Here is an 18,550-nt window from a genome sequence, read left to right on the forward strand (position 1 = left end):
TAGGAAAAGAAGTCTTTCGACGGCTGGAATATCACATTACAAATTCAACATTACGCTGGGCACAACAAGAGTTAATTATGATGGCAAGGAGCAATTATCATGCGTGAATTTTGTGGGGATCCTCCAGGGCCCACGGTTACGTGACATGACACACATCTCCCTGTTCCAATTGGGCTTTGTAGTGTGCATGAGTTTGTAGTGATTTCGGGTTATTGGCATCGTTTTTGTCCAGCAGCTTTTGGTGGCAGTTAAGGCAGCCACTGTCAAATACAAAACGTTCTCTTTCATCACGGCGAGCTATCCAGTCTATGTTATCGGTATTGGTAAAGTTTTCGACAAAGACATCATTAATACCGTGCTTGGTCTTGTCTAGCATATAGCCAAATACCGAGTCTTGGGGGAGGTGGCAATCGACACATTGAGCAACAAAGCCATGGTCGTTTTGGCCCCCATGCACATCAAGCTCATAGGTTTTTGCCATAGGCTCCATGGAATGACAGGAGCCGCAGAACTCAGCTCCCGCGGTGCTGTGTGTGACTTCTGCTGTAATCAGGCTTGCACCTGTACCGACTACTCCTCCGATAACGAGCAGGAGTGCGATAAACCATTTCTTTTTCATAAAAGCTCCTATGGCACCTTACCCATCCAGGATGTGGTTTTGTGGCAATCCGAACATAAGTTGGTGGAGGGCTCATGCTCTGCGTGGCATTCATAGCAATCCAGGGAGTACCCATCATGGAAAGAGTTATGTGGGTTGGTGTGGTTCTTATCCATGAACTGAAGTCGCTCCGCCACTTTTTGCGCACTACCGTGGCATGACAGACAGGTTTCCGTTTCCAGTGGCTCGAACTCATCAGGATTATTGCCTTGATGGCACATAACACATTCAAATTTGAGCGCTTTATGATGTGGCTTCAATGTGTATTCATCAGCCAATGCGGTCCAGTCAGGCTCGTCGTTGGCGTACACCCCTAGCGCTGTTGACGTGAGCAATAGCGTCAATAAAGCAAGCAATACGTTTTTCATAAGCAAGATTTCATGTCTGAATGAAAGGGCGGTGGCTGCCGCCCTTCATATTATTTATACCCAAGGTGTTGCTTTTGCAGCATTTTCACCAGCAACCATACCGAATGTACCGCAGTCGATCGTGAAACAAGCGGTCAGGCGGATATAGCCATAGGTTCCGGCTGATGCTTCGCCGCATACAAAGGCTCCTTCAATCGGCTCACCGGTCACCACATCGACGGCTTATTGCAGAAGCCTGTCAATGGTGAAGAGTTGTGCAGCGCGGTTGCTCAGGCACAGGATCTTGCAATGAGTCTTTCCTCGTCAAAGCAGGCAAATGCGGATTTGGGTGCGAGGGTTGCTTCACTGACAGACAGGGAGAGGGACCTTGTCCCCCTGATCATGCAAGGAAAGGCCAGCAAAGTGATTGCGGATGAACTGTGTATTTCACTTCGTACCGTCGAGATCCATCTTCATAACTTGTTTAAGAAGATGGGTGTGGCGTCAGGTATCCAGCTTGCGTTTGACGGCCAAAGAATACTGGCATTACTCAGCGGATAAACTCGTAGAAAATGGGATTTAGCGTGAAATTATGGACTGGGCTTGAGACTAACATCACATAATTCCATATTGTCTCATGTTTTGTTATTAACCGCGGGTGTGGTTTTATTGTTTGTTATCCGGCCTGAACCTGATGGTTTATCCGTTTTTATTCACTCTGGGTGGTCTAATCAACTTTAGGGTGGGTGGTTATTACTGCCTGATAGGGTGTCAGGGGTATTTAAATGAGTAACAACTTGGGTATATTGGATTTAAGTCCATGAATCAGAAACATTAACTGCTGTTCTGGGGCGATATTTTAGACCGTGGTATGTAATTTTAAATGGAGTTATTGTTATGGCTAAACGTGTATCAAACAAGCGTATTAAAGAAATTCTAGATAATGCAAAAGCGAAGAAATAAGTCTTGAAAGCCTCCATTCTGGAGGCTTTTTTTGTGCTTGCTACAAAGCCTGAATTAATGAGGCTAATAATAATCCCGCCATGGCGTAATTAAACCACTTAATTTTAGTCGGTTGCTGAATAAGCTGCTGTAATTGCTTTCCGGCAAACGTCCATATGCTTACCGATGGAATGTTGACCACAGCAAACACCGCAGAAATGATCGCGATACCATACCAATCAGAGGTGGAGTTATAAACGCTGACGGTTGTGAGTGCCATTGTCCATCCTTTAGGGTTGACCCATTGGAAACTCGCGGCTGAAAAGAATGACATTGGTCGGTAGTCAGAGCCCTGAGAGTGGCTTGGTTGGCTTCTGGCAATCACAAAAGCCAAGTATAGAAGGTAGCATACACTGATAACCTGCAAGGCTTGCTGTAACAACGGATAGCGTTGGAATATGCCTACCAGTCCGATGCCGACCAGAATAACCATGAAGCTAAACCCGAATATAATTCCCAGCATGTGAGGGATGGTTCTGAGAAAGCCGACGTTCGCACCTGAAGTCATTAGCATAATATTATTGGGGCCCGGGGTTATGGTGGATACAAATGCGAATGTCACGAGGGCGGCGAGGTGTTGGTAATCCATAAGTCTGTCCGTTTGCTGCTCATAGCCAGAGATGGCCAATTTCTTGGTTGTTTTGGTATGATAATCAGGTTGGACGTAAATTATGTGCCTTTGTTTGTCCATTTTTTTAATTTTTCACAATGATATTGCGCAATGGATAAGTTTGACGAGAAAATATTGCAAGAGTTGCAGCGCGATGGCCGATTAACCAATGTCGAGCTGTCACAGAGGGTCGGATTGTCTCCGTCGGCAACGCTTCGGCGGGTGCAAGAGCTCGAGAGGCAGAAGATCATTTCAGGGTATAAGGCAATCTTGAATCACTCCAAGATGGGGGTAGGGTTCATTGCCTATGTGAGCGTAGGTCTATCGAATCACAGCAAACAGTCGCAATTGAATTTTGAGTCACAGATTTGCTTGGCCAAGCAAGTTGTGGAGTGCCATAACATTACGGGCGCCAGCGAGTATTTGCTAAGGGTTGAAACAACCGATTTGAGTGCCTACAAGCGCTTTCATGCCGATGTGTTGGGTGAGATGCCGCAAGTGAATTCCATTACCACCATGGTGGTGATGGACACGCCGAAAGATGACAGGGGCTAAGTAAAAGGGCACGGTGAGTGCCCTTTAGAATCGGAAAGAGGTTATTCGTCGCCGCCGAAGTCAAAGCCGCCATCATCACCGCCAAAGAAGCTTTCATCGCTGGCAAAGCCATTGTTGGCCAATGTGTCGTCGAAGCCCGTATTTTCAAAGCCATCACTGTCAAAGCCTGCGTCTCCGAAACCGGCATCGCCGAAGCCTTCACTATCGCCACCTAGCCCATCAGTACCAAAGCCACCAGTGTTGTCAGTATATTCTGATGCAAAGCTTGAGGAATCATCCAAGAAGCCACCAGAGCTTTCTTCTGTGCCAGAACTTGCCAATGCGTCATTAGCCGGAACATCTTCTGCTGGAGCCTCACTTGCCATTGCCTCAGCGGCTGGGTCATCGTTGTTGAACAACATATTGCTGATCATGTTACCGGCTACCATACCGACGGCAACACTGGCGGCCGTTTGCATGAAACTACCGAAGGCACTTGGCTGGTGGGTCGGCTGTGGTGGCTGCGGGGCAGGGCGGCTGCCACCCATCATCTTGCTCAATGCGCCACGGTTCGCTTCTGACTTGTGGTGCTCAACACATTGCTCTAGGTATTCGTTCTTTTGCTTGAGCTCTTTCAAAGCCATTTCTTGCACAAGAACGGCTTGGGTCAGTTTATAAAGCGCATCATCTTGGCCACCAATCTCGTTGTTGATCAAGCTTTCGGCTTCAGAATCTTTTGCTTTGTTTGGGCTCTGTTTCAGTTTATTGGCAACGTTCTGAATCAGCTCTTTTTCTTGCGGCGTCATGATTTACCTTCTCATTGAGTAGCACGTTATTATGCTTTGTTTTTTTATGACCCTCATCCTAGCTCATGGTTCCTGTTTCAATCTGTAACGGTAGGTAAATTTTGTTGTTGGGTGGTTGATATGTATACAAAAAATCCGGCATTTAGCCGGATTTTGCAATGAATTGACTTTTGCTATGTTACTGGCGAATACCTTCAACATGCAGTTCGATATCAGCGTAACTGGAAGAGCCCATCACCTGAATGCCAAAATCTTTGAAATCAATACGGGTTGTGCCAGTGAAACCTGCGCGATAGCCACCCCATGGGTCTTCACCTTCACCAATGAACTTGGCATCAATGGCAATAGGTTTAGTTTGGCCGTGCAGGCTTAGCTCACCAAAAATGGTCATCTCGCCATTGCCTTTGGGTTCTACTTTTGTCGAAGTAAATGTTGCTGTGGAGTATTTACCCGCATCAATAAAATCGGCACTGCGCAGGTGCTTATCACGCTCCGCATGGTTACTGTCAAGGCTGGTGGTATCCACGTTCACTTGTACTTTAGATGCTGACAAGTTTTGCGGATCGTAGCTAAACGTTCCGTCAAAAGTATTAAAACGGCCTTTGATGAAGCTATAGCCCAAGTGCTCTACTTTGAAGTTAATAGAGGCATGGGCACCTTTTGTATCAATGGCATAATCAGCCGCTTGCGCAATACCTGACACTGATGCAGCTGCCATTAGTCCCATGGCGATGATGTGCTTTTTCATTTATTTACTCCCAGCATTTTTTTAAGGGTGTTGTCTTTATTTATAAAGTGGTGCTTGAGCGCCGCAAGGGCATGCAAGCTCGCGAGTCCGATTAAGGTGAAGGCGAGGTAGTAGTGCACCTCTCCTGCAATATCAGCTTGGTTAGGGAATAGCTCCCCCAATGAAGGTACGGTGAACCAATTGAAGACTTCAATGCCACGACCGTCGGCAGTTGAAATCAGGTAGCCAGAAACAAAGATGCCGATTAATAAGATATAGATCAGGCTATGCGCTAATTTGGCTGCGGCTACTTCCCATGCCGCCCCTTCAATAGGCGGTTGCTGGGCAATCCCTTTCCAGAGCAACCGGAAGATTGTTAGCAAGGCAAGGCAAATTCCCACTGACTTATGCCAGTGAGGTACGGGTTTATACCATTGTGAATAGTAATTGAGATCTACCATCCATAACCCCACCGCAAATAATCCAATCACGGCCACGGCGGTCATCCAGTGAATAAAGATGGAGACGCCATCGTATGTTTTCTTATCCTTGTCCATGTTTCTCTACCAGATAATTCTATTAAGGATATTGTAGACACCGCTGTTGGGAACATAAGTACTGAGAATTGAACAACAGCATCGAATAATTTGAATGACATTGCTGAAGTAAAATAAAAACGGTTATGAGAGGAGAGCGAAAGCCATCGACCTTGAAAGGAAAATGGCTTTTATAGGGAGGGGCTAGCGCAGAATATTGTTGTCGTGGCGCCAATCCATGATAGTCCATTCGTTCATCTGGGCATGCAGCGCCAATGCAGGGTCTGGATTAACAGCGAATGGTCGGTCAACCGCATCAAGAAGGGGCAGATCGTTGATAGAGTCACTGTAACCATAACTGCCTTTGAAGGCGGTATCTTGCTGCTCGAGCCAAGCTTTCATCCTGATTACCTTTCCGTATTGATAGCTGAGTATACCTGTCGTCTTGCCGGTGAATTTACCATCGATATGTTCAAGGTTTATTGCAATGGCATCGTCGGCACCTAGCAGGTTAGCAATAGGCTTAACGAGGTGCTCTCCAGTAGCAGAGATCACCAAAACAGTATCGCCACGACGCTTGTGCCATGTGATTCTATTAACCGCATCTTGGTATAGTGCGGGTTTGATATGCTGTTCAATGAACTCATTGACCAGCATATCAATGGTGATTTCATCCATGCCTACCATTGGTTTTAGCGTTGTCTGCATATAAGCATCCATATCCATCTGGCCTTTGGCATAGGCTTCCATCATTGCTTTTTCTTCCAAGAGCAGCGAAGCGGGAGCAATGCCTTTGCTAACAAGATAGGCACTCCATAGACTGGCTGAGTCGGCAGCAATCAAGGTTTCGTCAAGATCGAAAATAGCAAGGTAGGGCTTGTTGTTGCTTACACTATAGTTGTTTGTAAGCTGATAATTTGCAGGGGGATGGGTTTTCAAACTTCGTTCCTATCATTGTTATTTGCTAAAGCCATTGTTACTGGCATTTGCCCAGTTTCGATAGAGACTATGAAGGAAGAGTGACAAACAGTTTGCACATCTGTGTATTTTTTTTTGCATTGTCTGATGGCCTTCCCGTATGGGTAACCATACGGGAAGGTGTTTTCGTTTACTGAACTGAATTTGGTGTGCAGCTTTCAATCAGCTGCCAAGATGAATTGTCTGTATTGCCAGGCATTTCGAGTTGCGTCCACCACCGGGCCCGCCACATCTGTTCCTGGAAAAAAGCGGTCTCGCCTTTTTCGTAAACCTGGTGGGGTTTCCACTCACTCTCAGGGCATAGTGTTAAATGCTCTGGATCCTTCATCCAGTCAATTAGCTGATTATGGGTAATGAATCGCACCTCAGGCTTGCTGAGAGCATAATCGATAAACCGCTTTAGAACATTCTGCCTGCTAGACACAGTGGTTTCAGGCATGCCGAAGTGCTCCTCACCATTCAGCAGGCCATAGAAGGCAGAATGAAGGCCGAGCGACAGTGGGGCGCGGTTGCCCGCCAGCCTCAGATCCAAATTGTATTTATAGATGGCGACAACGTCGTTTTCATTCAGGCCCGCCGCTCCCCAGTCCGGAGTAAAATAGAGGTTCCAATCGAAGTTATCGCCCTTGCCGGCTACCGGGTCAAAATATCCTACTCGACTGGCAATTTTATCGCGCAGCGAGTAATTGATACCGTACTTTTCCATAGTGTCATCGGGTGGGATGATTAAGCTATGAAGAGGTACTTCCCATAAACCTGGGTACTGGTTGATTGCTGGCTTCCATCCTCCGTTGACTGCAAACGTATGTGAAGGGCTGCCTTTTTCAAGTGTATGCGGCCAGTAATTGTTGGTCCCATTTTGTTCTGGCGTAATACCTGCGGGAAAGCTGACATCGTAACGGATACCAGTATTAACTAAGGCCATCAGTGTGTTGTCATTGTATGTCATGAAGGGGGCGCGAAACCCTGAGATCTGACCAACGCCAATGCCCCCCTCAGCAACAGGGAGAGTTAGGAATGCATTACATGCATTGACTTCTTCTTGCCATTGCTCGGCGGTCATCCAAGAAAGTAGGGGGTTGTAGTTAACTTTGTCATCCGGATGGGTAAGCGTATGATTGCCAATTTCATGCCCACTTTCGCCTAACTGACGCCATAAGACTTGAATTTTTTCATTATCTATCGCTGGACCGCAGTGCATAAAAAAGCTGGCTTTCAATGGCTGCAGGGCATAGCGATCTAACCCTTTAGGGTTTTGATTGTTACTCAATAATTCCAGTATCCAAGATAGCCCCTCTTCTTCGGTGTTGTCATCAAAGCCTAGGCTAATAAACATCGGGGTCAATTCGGTAGCAATGGGGGAGTGAGTTGAAGGTGGATGTAAACCATCATCCTGGTAAGCATTTGCAAACGGTATGGTCATTGAGGAAACAAGACCAATGAGTGCTGGTTTGGTGAGTGTATTGAATATGGGTCGCAACAAAATAAAGTCCTTTTTTCTTTGCAATTAAAAAGTTAAAAGAGCTTTAAAACGTTAGTGGTAAATAAGAAAAGTGGAAGAGCCCGTTATTGTTTCTTCGGGTCATATTGGGGATTACTGTAAGTGATAAATGGCTAATTTCGTGAAGTTTTGACTTGTTTTGCAATGCTGTTTGCAGCTTCTTGGCAACAGTGAAAAGCTAATCTTGTCATTATTAAATCAATGGGCATATTGTTTGTATATGCCAGCAACTGTGATCGGATTGCTGGCATTATCTACTAGAACCGATTTTCTATGCGGCTTGATTAATAATCCAATGTACCGCGAATTGGGTAGTGGTTATCGGGGTTCCTGATCCATGCCAGACCGCGGGTCAAAGCCCCCAGTTCTGGGCGGACAAATGGATTATTAGAAATATCGACGACATGCAATTTTCCAAGCTCGTTCACAATAAATAAGCCAGGTTCGGCAAAATTATGATCCGTCTCTTGCTCGGAGCGAGGGATTGAAATGTAGACTCCGAGTGTTTTCATTTGTTGTTCGGTCAGCCCGTAGGCAATTGGGAAGGAGATATTGAGTTTTTCTAAGTGAGCTTCAAGCTGCTGTTTGGAATCAGCCGAGACAGCAAGGATATCGACACCAGCATCAGCAAAGGCTTGTTTGTAATTTTCTAGATCATTGAGGTACTGGGTACAGAGCGGGCAGTGCCTCCCTCGGTAAACAAAAACAGCTTGCCAGGTCGCTTCGCCTTGCGGAACCCCCAGTTTTACTTCAGAGCCATCGAGCGTTGGTGCGGTGAGGGTAGGAAAATCGTTACCCGCCTTGAGTTTCACAGAATAGTCCATGTTTCACTCCATTGGTACAGGTGTGTTGGTTGGTTACAATGCTCATTGTGGACACGGCAATCTCGATCTTCAAGCAGTTAACTTTTGGTAACCTGCAACCCCAAACCCCATCACCGGCATATAACCGGTTTGGGGTAATACAAAAAGGAGGAAGTGAATTAAGCGATTTGAGTCATTTCATTTAGCGTAAATTGCTCCACACTACCTTCAGTCGCTGCCATGTAATCGGCAAGGTGCTTGTTACCCATGTGTTTCTGCCATAGCTCGCGGGATGTCCAGTTTTCAAAGAACAGGAAATGTGTCGGATTTTCATTGTCTTGGTGAAGGTCGTAGTTAATGCAACCTTCTTCTGCTCGAGTAATATCAATTAGCTTCAATAGCTCTGATTTGACTAGTTCAATCTTGTCTGCTTTCGCAATGATGTTGGCAACGATGGTTAGCTTAGTCATGAGGTTTCTCTTAGTAGAGTGTGTGCCTGTCATTATTTCCAAACGGTTTTCACTGCTGTGTTGATTGACTGAATATTAGTTGTCGTTGGGCTTTTGAAAAACAGGCGTTGATTTGAATTATTTTCAACTAGCGTTTGAAAATAAATGTAGGGTGTCGCTGTATTGCTAATAATTGCGAGCAATATTGCACTGGAGCGGTTTGGTGAGCAGCTCAAGTCCAGAAATCATCTACCATTAGCATATCGAGGTGAGAACCCAGCGGGATAAACAAGGGGCTGCAATGATTGAAAAAAAATATAGTATCCGGGTAATGACCAAGCAGGATTTAGCACAGGCGGTTGACTGGGCCGCGGCTGAAGGTTGGAATCCAGGGCTTTATGACATTGAATCGTTTTACGCTGCTGATCCCAATGGTTTTTTGGTGGGGTATCTGGGCGAGGAGCCGATTTCATCGATCTCTGTGGTGAAGTACGATGACAGCTATGGCTTTTTGGGCTTTTATATCGTCAAACCAGAGTATCGAGGCCGGGGTTATGGCTTCGAGTTGTGGCAGGCCGGTTTGCAGTATCTGGCTGGATGTAATGTTGGCCTGGATGGGGTTGTTGAACAGCAGGCCAATTATAAGCAGTCTGGCTTTAAACTCGCTTATGGCAACATCCGCTTTGAGGGTTTCGGTGGCGGCGAAGAGCCAGAAGGAATTGGGTTGGTCGATCTCTGTGAATTGCCACTTAGTGAAGTGCTGGACTATGACCATGCTTTTTTCCCTGCCGATAGACAATGCTTTTTGCAAGCCTGGATAGGGCAGACAGGCTCCACTGCACTGGGCATTAAACAGGCCGGAAAGCTAGTGGGTTACGGAGTTATCAGGCCTTGTCGAAATGGCTTCAAAATCGGCCCATTGTTCGCCGAAGATGTTTTGCTGGCAGAAGAGTTGTTTCTTGCGTTGAAAGCGCATGCATCAGCAACTGACAACATCTATCTTGATGTGCCAGAAGTAAACCTGCCGGGTGTGGCACTGGCCGAGAAGTATAATATGGAGCCCGTATTTACGACCGCGCGTATGTATACGGGAGACATTCCTGCGATATCGGTTAATCGTACTTTTGGCGTCACAACGTTTGAATTGGGGTGACGCTGTCACGCTTTGTGGTGATTAGGATATGAAACAGCAGTTAATCTGCCTATTGGTTAGAGCAATAAACCTAGTTGAAATGTAAGAGAGTTTTTCATTGCTTACCAATAATTCAATCACTTGAATAATGCCATTAATATCTTCATGGTTTTTGACGGTCCGCTTGACGTAATTTTACAGAAATCGAACATTGTTTTTCGTTGTGGGGGGTAATCTAGCGCCATAAAAGAGTGGAGTAAAACCATGAAATTACAATTTAGAGCGGAATCAAAACAATCGGCAAAGGCTGTGAAGTCTTGGAAAAAAAGCCTAGCGGTAGGTGTAATGGCCATGGCTGTTATGTCTGTGGGCCTAACAGTTCCAAGTGTTGCAGAGGCTAAGGGCCATAAGCATGGTCATCATCACAAGCACCACAAACATAAACACTACAAACACAAGCACCATAAACACCACGTGGTCGTGGTAAAGCCAAGGCCGCCAAAGAAAAAGGTAGTTGTTGTTCATAAGCCACCACGCCATCGGTATTATCACCGTAGTCGACTACCTGAGATTGCCACCTTTGCGGTCATTGCCGGTGCAACATACGCCATTATCGATAACCACTACTATAAACGTCGTGGTGATAACTATGAGTATGTTGATAAACCAAGATAACATGGCAAGGAGCTCCGTAAGATAGGGCTCCTTAATTTTTGCATGAATTTTAAACGGTGTTCATAATTTTTGGAGCTAGATGACAACTTTTTGTTTTCCATCTGTTATAGTCCTCATGTTGAAGCATAAAACTGCCCATCAATCCTCTAGAACCAAATCAGTGTGTTTGCCGATTTAGGGGAGCAGAAAGATAAATAATTCTTTTTTGCTTGGATATTGAACGTTGTTTTTTATTCATGGGCACTTTAATTTAACCGCTTGGTGTAAAGATGAAAAAATTAGCATTACTGGCTATCGTATCGATGTTTCTATATGGGTGTGCAAGTTCTGTTGAAGATGAGCCATCTTCAGTGATCCCTGTTGATTTGAAGAAGAGCGAGCTTATACAGGTACTTAGTGAAAAGGCGACAAAAGACCCACTAGATGTTCAGTATTTGCTTTTAAAAGCGGAGATGAACAATAAAGATATGGTTGATTTCAGAGAGCAGCTTATTCTGGCGTTAGGGCAGGAGCAAATAAACAATAGTTTTATCCCGTATTCTGAATTAGAAAACCTGTTTGCTATGGCGAAAACAAAGCCAGATGGTTGTTACGTAAAAGAAGATTACGAGTACTACAGCCCGGCATTGCAAAAAGATGTTATTTTTGTGGTGGAAACGATGAGGGCCTGCGCTAAGGACGATAATTATTTAGCGATTGATACGAGTATTGGCGATTTCCAAATAGATGTGAAGTATGGCGATACAGTGATGAACACATCACGGAAAAAATCGTATTTTCACAACGATGTGAAAATTGATGAAAACTCATATTCATCTCTTTCAGTGGGAAAGCTAACGCTGACGGAAAAGCTGCTGTCGTTTGAAACTGAGGCTGGTGTTGTGTTTGAGGTTGATGAGAAAGGCATTGTAACCCGCAGTGATATCGGGTTGATTGGGGTGGTCCATTAATCTGCCACTATAACGGTACAAATTAAAGCCCACTTCATCAGTGGGCTTTATTCGTTACTGAGGTTTTTTATTCAGTTGCTTTATTACGCAGCCACTTCTTTCGGCGCATCCAGTTTGCGTGTTTTCATCCAGGCCACGATAGCACCCAGTACAGCCAGCGGAATGATCGGGTCGATTAGCGTTCCACCCTTACCAAAGAACAAGTTCAGCGTCATGATGATGCTCGCACCGATTGCCCAAGCAATAGTCGAAGTCAGGCTCCAAATTTTCAGCTGATCTGATAGCTCAGTGATACCCAGAGTGCGGCTGATGATATGGAAGTAAGAGTCGTTGAGGTGTGAGAAACCAACAGGGCCAACGGCACATGCCAGCGCGACGAAGACAGGATCGAGGCCTAGTGTTTCTACTAGCGGTAAGGTCATTGTCGCAGCGACCATCATTGACGCCGTTGCAGAGCCTTGAATCAGGCGCAGCATCGAAGCGATAGCCAGTGGAACAAGTAGCGGTGGGATGCCACTGCTTGCAATCACTTCAGCAACCTGCGGACCAGCGCCAGAAGCTTTTAGTACAGCTCCCATTGCGCCACCACAACCTGTTACGACTAGGATTAGGCCGGTTGTTGATAGGGCATCATCCATGGAGCCAATCATTTCTTTGCGGTCAATCTGTGTTGTAAGGCCATACAGTGCCATTAGAACACCGATACCTACAGCAACAACCGGGTTACCCACTAGCTGAAGGAACGTATGGAAGAAGCTAGTGCCTTCGCCAATCATTGTGTTTGCCAAAATTAGCGCGATTGGAACAAGGATAGGGCCAAACGATAGGAAGTTACTTGGTAGATCCTCGTCTTTGGTTTCTTTTACGTTTTCTAGGTTTGCCCAATCAGCTTCGCTAGTGATCCAGTTTTCACCGTTCGGTACGCGGTAGTATTGCTGGCCCACTTTGCGGATATAGATAAGCGATAGCACCATCATAGGGATAGATACAGCCAAACCCCACATCATGTACACACCTAGGTCAACACCAAGGATACCCGAAACAGCGACAGGCCCAGGCGTTGGTGGTACCAGTGCGTGGGTGATAAGTAGACCCAGCGCCAGTGTTACCCCCAAGCCTACGGCAGATTTACCTGTATTGCGCGAGATAGCTCGGACCAGCGAGTGTAGCAGTACATAAGCTGAGTCACAGAAAACAGGGATCGCCACAAGTACGCCGGTAAAGCCTAGCGCGAGATCTTCACGCCCTTTACCGCAGATCTTGACGAAGGTTTTTGCCATTCTCACAGCTGCACCTGATTTCTCGAAACATGCCCCCATGATGACACCAAAAGCGATGATTAGGCCGATTCCGCCTAGAACGCCGCCAAAGCCTGATTTAATTGCGTTAACCAGTTCTGTCGGTGCCATGCCAGCAAATAGGCCCATGATCAAGCATGAGAGCACCATTGCCAGTGCGACAGGGATACGGGTCTTGATGATCATGACCATCATTGCGGTAATACCAACAATAATGCCTAAAATTGCTCCATCCATTTCTTCATTCCTTTTAATTGCCTGCTGCGCAGGTTCTATTTCACGTCGTTTATCAAAGTTCTAAATGGGGCACCTTAGCTAGCAGGTGCCGCAAACTGTGTTACTCAGCCTTTCTACAAAAGGTGAAACTTCATATTTATAAGTATGGTTTTAGCCAACCGAGCCCTTCGACTGTGGTTGCTTTCGGGTTATATTCACAGCCGATCCAGCCGCTATAGCCCGACTCGTCCAGCACATTGAATAGGTGCGGGTAGTTCAGTTCGCCTTCGCTTGGCTCGTGGCGATTCGGTACCGAGGCAATTTGGATATGGCCGGTGTACTCCGCCAGGTCACGGATCAATACTGTGAGGTCACCATCCATAATTTGGGCGTGGTACAGGTCGAGCTGTAGCTTGACGTTCGGGCGTTCAACCTGTTTTATCAGCTCTACTGCTTCACGCTGGTGCGATATGAAATAGCCCGGTACATCACGGTTGTTCAAAGGTTCAATCATCAGCTCAATACCGTGCTCGGCAAATACATCTGCGGCAAAGCGAATGTTGCTGATAAATGTGTCTACGTGTTGTTGATAGCTGAAGGCGTTATCGACAATACCCGACATGGCATGGACTTTTTTACAACCAAGGGAAAGGGCATAGTTCAGAGCTGTATCGACGCTGGCACGGAACTCTTCTTCACGTCCCGGGATGGCTGCAAAACCTCGCTCGCCAGCATCCCAGTTGCCCGGCGGCATATTGAACAGCGCCTGTTCGAAGCCATATTTCTTCAGCTTGCCTGCGAGTACTTCTGCGTCATAGGCGTAAGGGAAAAGGTATTCCACTGCCTTGAAACCGGCTTGGTGGGCTTGTTCGAAACGCTCGATAAACGGCACTTCGGTAAAAAGCATGGTGAGATTTGCAGCGAATTTAGCCATTATTTGCCTCTCCCTTGTAGGTCTGTGATTTCTTCTTCGCTAAGGTATCGAATTGACTTCCCATCCAGCATTAATGCGAGTTTCGCGGTTTCTTCCAGCTCTTCGGCATTGTCGACAGCATCAGTCAGGTTACTACCGGTGACAACCGGACCGTGGTTAGCCAGTAAGAAGGCCCGGTAGTCAGCTGCTCGCTTGGCCAGCTCTTCAGCTATGCGCGGATCGCCTGGACGTAGATACGGAATCACTGGCAGCTTGCCGATACGCATTACGAAATAGGGTGTGAATGGTTTAATGGCGTTGTCGGTGTCCAGCCCTTGCAAGCAAGACAGCGCCGTTAGGTAAGTCGAGTGCAAATGGACAATGGCATTGCATGCACTGTTGTTACGGTAAATCGCCAAGTGGAATGCCACTTCCTTCGATGGGCGGTCACCTGAAATGTGGTTGCCGTCAATATCAACTACCGATAAACGATCCGCATCCAGTCGGCCAAATGAAGAGCCGGTCGGTGTTGCCAGAAAGTGCCCGTTCGGCAGTTTGAGAGAGAGGTTACCCGCGCCACCGGTGGCGTAACCGCGCTCGAACATCGAGCGAGCAAGCGTTACCATCTGCTCTCTGAGTTGTTGTTCAGTCATGGTAGAACCCTTGTGCCGTTTCGAAGAAGTTAACGTCACCAAAGTTGCCTGATTTCAGCGCCAGTGACAGCTTGCTGTCGATCGCCTTTACCCAAGGCACGCCTGGGGCGATTTGAGGGCCGATATGGAAACCTTTTACCCCTAGGCTTTGGGTTACAACCCCGGATGTCTCGCCGCCGGCTACAATGAAGTTCTGCACGCCATTCTCTTTTAGCTGGTGGGCTAGCTGGCTGAAGAACTGCTCAACGGCATGGCTGGATGCCTGAGCGCCGTATTGTGCTTGGATGGCCTTTAATACTTCCGGCTCAGCAGTGGCGTAAACCATAGGAGCAAAGTCAGCTTCAAGATTTTCTAGTACCCACTGGAAGACAGACTCACAGTAATCTTGTTGCTCAAGGCACGCTTTTACATCCAGAGCCAGGTGTGGCGCTTTTTGGGCGTAGTTGGCAACTTGCTGGTTGGTCATGATTGAGCATGAACCCGACAGCACCACGGTTTTGGCTTGCTGCGGCTTGCCAGCCTGTTTTGCCGATGACTGGTCGCTTAAATGCTCCGTCCAGTTTTTGGCAATACCCGAAGCCAAGCCTGAACCACCTGTGACCAGCTTGAGTGATTTCACCGCTTCACCTAGTGTCTCCAGATGGGACTGGTTGAATGCGTCGAGAACCGTGTAACGATGACCTTCTCGGGCGAGGGCTGCGAAGCGCTCAGCAACTGCTTGGGCACCTTGTTCGATAGTCTGGTAGTTCACCAGGCCGGTGGTGCCACTTGACTGGTTATCCATCAGGCGTACCAAGCTTGAATCTGTCATCGGGGTGACCGGGTGATTTCGCATGCCTGAGTCGGAGAGTAGTTCGCCCATCACAAATAGGTGGCCATTGAACACAGTACGCCCGTTGACCGGTAGAGCAGGGCATACAATCGTGAAGTCCTCTCCCAGGGCATTGAGCAGTGCATCGGTGACAGGCCCAATGTTGCCCTCGCGAGTGCTGTCGAAGGTCGAGCAGTATTTGAAGTAGAACTGCTGGCAGCCTTGCTGTCGTAGCCAGTTGAGAGCGGAAACAGAGGTATCAATGGCCTCATCAACTGGGCAAGAGCGTGACTTCAAACTGATCACGACCGCATCGGCATCGATATCTAGAGTGGTTTTTGGCACACCATTTAACTGAATGGTGCGCATACCATTTTCAACCAGAAAGCCGGCAATGTCCGTTGCGCCGGTAAAATCGTCGGCGATAACTCCTAGTAGCATAATTATTGCTCCTTCTTAGGCAGTTCGATGCCATCGAAAATCTTGATGACAGCACTGTCGTCTTCCTGACCAAAACCTGCATTGCTGGCGCTGGTGAACATGTTCAGCGCGGTGGAGGCAAGTGGAAGTGGGAATTTCAGATCTTTGGCAGTATCAGAGACAAGGTTGAGATCCTTCACGAAGATATCGACCATTGACGTTGGGGTGTAGTCGCCATCAACAACATGCTTCATGCGGTTTTCAAACATCCATGAATTTCCCGCGGCATTGGTTACCACGTCGTACATTAAATCCAGAGGGATATTGGCACGGGCAGCGAGCGCCATGGCTTCAGCCCCTGCCGCGATGTGAACGCCTGCAAGCAGCTGGTGGATGATCTTGACAGTTGCACCCATGCCGATTTCGGTACCAATGTTGTAAACTTTACCTGCGGTTGCATCGAGTACGGGCTTAAGCTTGGTAAAGGCTTGTTCTGAGCCCGACGCCATGATGGTCATTTCACCTAGGTTGGCTTTTGCCGCGCCACCAGAAACCGGGGCATCAAGCATGATAAGTTGATGTTCTTTCAGACTGGCTTCAATGCTTTTTGCATCTTCGGCTGAGATAGTCGCAGACACCATAACGGCAGTGCCGGGTCTCAGCTGTGTGGCAAGTTGATTGTCAAACAGTACGGCTTTGGCTTGACGGGCATTCACGACCAGCAGCAAGACCGCGTCGAGTACCTGGGCGAAGTCAGCACAGTTGTGTGAAACACCTTTTGCACCGGCTTGTTCGAGTTCTTTTAGTGCGTCGGTGCTAAGGTCGATACCATACGTATCAAGACCGGCACGGATACAAGATTTAGCAGCGCCCATGCCCATCGAGCCTAGACCAATTACGGCAACTGATTGTAATTGTTGACTTTCCATTTGCCTCTCCATGTTAACTTTTGTGAAGTTCTGTTCTTGTTTGTGATTCTATGCTGCTTTTTTCGAAAGGTGAAGGCGTGGCTTCACACTTTTTAACAGTGGGTGTGATAAAAAGTGTGAATTTTTGGTGTGAATATCTGACTTCGTGAAGGTGAGAAATAACAGATAAAGGGTAATAGGCTGAAAAATGAAAGAATAATCAAATAATGCCTTACCAAATGCTCACATATATTCACACAAGGGGTGTGAGGTGTTAAGATGCTTGCAAGATAACTATACAGAAGAAGCATTATGATTCCGGCAGAACGACAACGAACGATCCTGACTTTGTTGGGTAATCAGGAAGTCATCAGCATCAGTGAATTGACTCATCAGCTTGATGTATCTCATATGACGATCCGACGTGATATCGCCAAGCTAGAGTCGGACGGGCGCGTTATGTCGGTATCGGGTGGGGTTCAACTGACCGAAACTATTCACACCGAACTCTCACATGATGTGAAAATTAACCAGCACCGAAATGAAAAGGCCGATATTGGGTTCTATGCGGCGCAGCTGATTAAGCCGAATACAACAGTGTATCTGGATGCAGGAACCACAACACTGGAAATCGCCCATCAGCTAAATCACAGGGACGATCTCTTGGTGATCACCAACGATTTCGCCATCGCCTGCTATTTGATGAACCATTCCGAGTGCAGTATCTACCATACTGGTGGCAAGGTGGACAAAGGAAACCAGTCCTGTGTCGGGCAGCAAGCAACCCATATATTGCGGGAGATGAATATTGATTTGGCGTTTGTTTCGACATCGTCATGGAATCAGCGTGGCATCTCGACCCCAAGCGAAGAGAAAGTGTTGGTGAAGAAGGCGATTATTGCTTCCTCGCGACAAAGCTATTTGGTGAGCGATTCTTCCAAATACGGTAAGGTAGCAACTTTCCATGCTATAGATATGGAATGCTTTGACAAAGTGATCACTGATAGCGAATTCCCTAGCAGTTGCATTGAAGATCTCAATGAGCGGGGAATAACGGTCGAAGTTGTCTAAGCTATGGTTGCATCCCGAATACGCATGAGGGATGCAACCCTTAAATCAACTATCCTTACTGGCTTCTATAAATGGTCGCTGTGCTTCAAATCCATTCATGAATAAACATCGATGCGTATAGGCCGACGTCAGCAGTACATGATGATCAATTTCGGTATAGCGTTTCTTGGCACGGTCGGCAAAAAATATATATTCACTATTGGTCCGATTTATAATTGACTCAGCAGCCTTCTTCGGCACCTTAAATTCAGCAATCAAGACTGGTAGTTGGAAAGGTGTAAATTATATCTATCATTTATAAGGTAATTAGCGGCAGCAAGGCAAGTTGCTTCTTCATTTAGCTCAAACATCATTTCTTCAGGAGCAAGTAGGCGACGGTGAACGGCATTGCTTTCTTTTGCAATAACACTGGTGCTGATTAAAGCAAAAAATTGCAAAATAAATAGAGTGGTTGCAGATTTCATGTTCTTTAGTATGAGAGGAAATATTAAATAGAATAATGGTGAAAGATTACATTTTTATTTAAATCACCTTGTAATAATTACAGGAGTA

Annotated in this window: 23 protein-coding genes; 6 read left to right on the top strand and 17 right to left on the bottom strand. The window is 46.7% G+C overall.

Annotated elements, in window-relative coordinates:
• Positions 1–136: 136 nt before the first annotated feature.
• From C9J03_RS22785 to C9J03_RS26795, 3 genes are read right to left on the bottom strand one after another with little or no spacing between them, the layout of a single operon-like run.
• The gene (locus C9J03_RS22785; protein WP_052829635.1) at positions 137–619 is read right to left on the bottom strand and encodes a cytochrome c3 family protein; all 483 of its coding nucleotides are present in this window, start codon (positions 617–619) and stop codon (positions 137–139) included.
• Between the two features lie 8 nt (positions 620–627).
• Positions 628–1,026, bottom strand: a complete 399-nt coding sequence (locus tag C9J03_RS22790) for a cytochrome c3 family protein (RefSeq protein WP_044621299.1) — start codon at positions 1,024–1,026, stop codon at positions 628–630.
• Positions 1,027–1,080: 54 nt separating this feature from the next.
• Entirely contained in the window at positions 1,081–1,239 is a 159-nt protein-coding gene (locus C9J03_RS26795) for a hypothetical protein (protein ID WP_156149927.1), read from the bottom strand.
• Between the two features lie 75 nt (positions 1,240–1,314).
• Between C9J03_RS26795 and C9J03_RS22795 the strand changes: the two genes are divergently transcribed.
• Positions 1,315–1,566, top strand: coding sequence for a LuxR C-terminal-related transcriptional regulator (locus C9J03_RS22795; protein ID WP_052829634.1), 252 nt, complete (start codon positions 1,315–1,317; stop codon positions 1,564–1,566).
• 442 nt (positions 1,567–2,008) lie between these two features.
• On the opposite strand, the gene C9J03_RS22800 is transcribed toward C9J03_RS22795, so the two are convergent.
• Positions 2,009–2,596, bottom strand: coding sequence for a LysE family translocator (locus C9J03_RS22800; protein ID WP_044621936.1), 588 nt, complete (start codon positions 2,594–2,596; stop codon positions 2,009–2,011).
• A 132-nt stretch (positions 2,597–2,728) separates the two neighbouring features.
• Between C9J03_RS22800 and C9J03_RS22805 the strand changes: the two genes are divergently transcribed.
• Entirely contained in the window at positions 2,729–3,172 is a 444-nt protein-coding gene (locus tag C9J03_RS22805) for an Lrp/AsnC family transcriptional regulator (RefSeq protein ID WP_044621297.1), read from the top strand.
• Positions 3,173–3,213: 41 nt separating this feature from the next.
• On the opposite strand, the gene C9J03_RS22810 is transcribed toward C9J03_RS22805, so the two are convergent.
• The 7 genes from C9J03_RS22810 to C9J03_RS22840 form a co-directional block, all read right to left on the bottom strand.
• On the bottom strand, positions 3,214–3,957 hold the full coding sequence (locus C9J03_RS22810; RefSeq protein ID WP_044621296.1) for a DUF2076 domain-containing protein: 744 nt from the start codon (positions 3,955–3,957) through the stop codon (positions 3,214–3,216).
• A gap of 178 nt (positions 3,958–4,135) precedes the next feature.
• On the bottom strand, positions 4,136–4,705 hold the full coding sequence (locus C9J03_RS22815; RefSeq protein WP_044621295.1) for a YceI family protein: 570 nt from the start codon (positions 4,703–4,705) through the stop codon (positions 4,136–4,138).
• A complete protein-coding gene (locus C9J03_RS22820) occupies positions 4,702–5,241 on the bottom strand; it encodes a cytochrome b (protein WP_044621294.1) in 540 nt (179 codons plus the stop codon). Before C9J03_RS22820 ends, C9J03_RS22815 begins: the two co-directional genes overlap by 4 nt.
• Positions 5,242–5,424: 183 nt before the next feature.
• Entirely contained in the window at positions 5,425–6,159 is a 735-nt protein-coding gene (locus C9J03_RS22825; protein WP_052829633.1) for an HAD family hydrolase, read from the bottom strand.
• 169 nt (positions 6,160–6,328) lie between these two features.
• On the bottom strand, positions 6,329–7,621 hold the full coding sequence (locus tag C9J03_RS22830; RefSeq protein ID WP_044621293.1) for a polysaccharide deacetylase family protein: 1,293 nt from the start codon (positions 7,619–7,621) through the stop codon (positions 6,329–6,331).
• Positions 7,622–7,983: 362 nt separating this feature from the next.
• Entirely contained in the window at positions 7,984–8,523 is a 540-nt protein-coding gene (locus tag C9J03_RS22835) for a peroxiredoxin family protein (protein ID WP_044621292.1), read from the bottom strand.
• A 158-nt stretch (positions 8,524–8,681) separates the two neighbouring features.
• Positions 8,682–8,972 (bottom strand): putative quinol monooxygenase, encoded by a 291-nt coding sequence (locus tag C9J03_RS22840; protein ID WP_044621291.1) that lies wholly within the window; start codon positions 8,970–8,972, stop codon positions 8,682–8,684.
• 280 nt (positions 8,973–9,252) lie between these two features.
• Here C9J03_RS22840 and C9J03_RS22845 point away from each other — a divergent pair, with 280 nt between their 5' ends.
• From C9J03_RS22845 to C9J03_RS22855, 3 genes are all read left to right on the top strand, one after another.
• Positions 9,253–10,104, top strand: coding sequence for a GNAT family N-acetyltransferase (locus C9J03_RS22845; protein WP_044621290.1), 852 nt, complete (start codon positions 9,253–9,255; stop codon positions 10,102–10,104).
• Positions 10,105–10,347: 243 nt separating this feature from the next.
• Positions 10,348–10,758, top strand: a complete 411-nt coding sequence (locus C9J03_RS22850) for a VPA0510 family protein (RefSeq protein ID WP_052261004.1) — start codon at positions 10,348–10,350, stop codon at positions 10,756–10,758.
• A gap of 269 nt (positions 10,759–11,027) precedes the next feature.
• Complete coding sequence (locus C9J03_RS22855) at positions 11,028–11,708, top strand: hypothetical protein (protein ID WP_044621289.1); 681 nt, start codon at positions 11,028–11,030, stop codon at positions 11,706–11,708.
• A gap of 83 nt (positions 11,709–11,791) precedes the next feature.
• On the opposite strand, the gene C9J03_RS22860 is transcribed toward C9J03_RS22855, so the two are convergent.
• The 5 genes from C9J03_RS22860 to ltnD form a co-directional block, all read right to left on the bottom strand.
• On the bottom strand, positions 11,792–13,243 hold the full coding sequence (locus C9J03_RS22860; RefSeq protein ID WP_044621288.1) for a GntP family permease: 1,452 nt from the start codon (positions 13,241–13,243) through the stop codon (positions 11,792–11,794).
• A gap of 136 nt (positions 13,244–13,379) precedes the next feature.
• Positions 13,380–14,156 carry a 2-oxo-tetronate isomerase gene (otnI, locus tag C9J03_RS22865; protein ID WP_044621287.1) on the bottom strand — a complete coding sequence of 259 codons (777 nt, stop codon included), beginning with the start codon at positions 14,154–14,156 and terminating at the stop codon, positions 13,380–13,382.
• Complete coding sequence (otnC, locus tag C9J03_RS22870) at positions 14,156–14,788, bottom strand: 3-oxo-tetronate 4-phosphate decarboxylase (RefSeq protein ID WP_044621286.1); 633 nt, start codon at positions 14,786–14,788, stop codon at positions 14,156–14,158. Before otnC ends, otnI begins: the two co-directional genes overlap by 1 nt.
• Complete coding sequence (otnK, locus tag C9J03_RS22875; RefSeq protein WP_044621285.1) at positions 14,781–16,040, bottom strand: 3-oxo-tetronate kinase; 1,260 nt, start codon at positions 16,038–16,040, stop codon at positions 14,781–14,783. Before otnK ends, otnC begins: the two co-directional genes overlap by 8 nt.
• 2 nt (positions 16,041–16,042) lie before the next feature.
• Positions 16,043–16,948, bottom strand: coding sequence for an L-threonate dehydrogenase (gene ltnD / locus C9J03_RS22880; RefSeq protein ID WP_044621284.1), 906 nt, complete (start codon positions 16,946–16,948; stop codon positions 16,043–16,045).
• A 291-nt stretch (positions 16,949–17,239) separates the two neighbouring features.
• Between ltnD and C9J03_RS22885 the strand changes: the two genes are divergently transcribed.
• A complete protein-coding gene (locus C9J03_RS22885; RefSeq protein WP_044621283.1) occupies positions 17,240–17,998 on the top strand; it encodes a DeoR/GlpR family DNA-binding transcription regulator in 759 nt (252 codons plus the stop codon).
• 254 nt (positions 17,999–18,252) lie between these two features.
• Here C9J03_RS22885 and C9J03_RS22890 read toward each other — a convergent pair whose 3' ends face one another.
• The gene (locus C9J03_RS22890; protein WP_044621282.1) at positions 18,253–18,462 is read right to left on the bottom strand and encodes a hypothetical protein; all 210 of its coding nucleotides are present in this window, start codon (positions 18,460–18,462) and stop codon (positions 18,253–18,255) included.
• Between the last annotated feature and the right edge of the window lie 88 nt (positions 18,463–18,550).

The sequence above is a fragment of the Photobacterium gaetbulicola genome (genome assembly GCF_003025515.1).
Lineage (GTDB): Bacteria > Pseudomonadota > Gammaproteobacteria > Enterobacterales > Vibrionaceae > Photobacterium > Photobacterium gaetbulicola.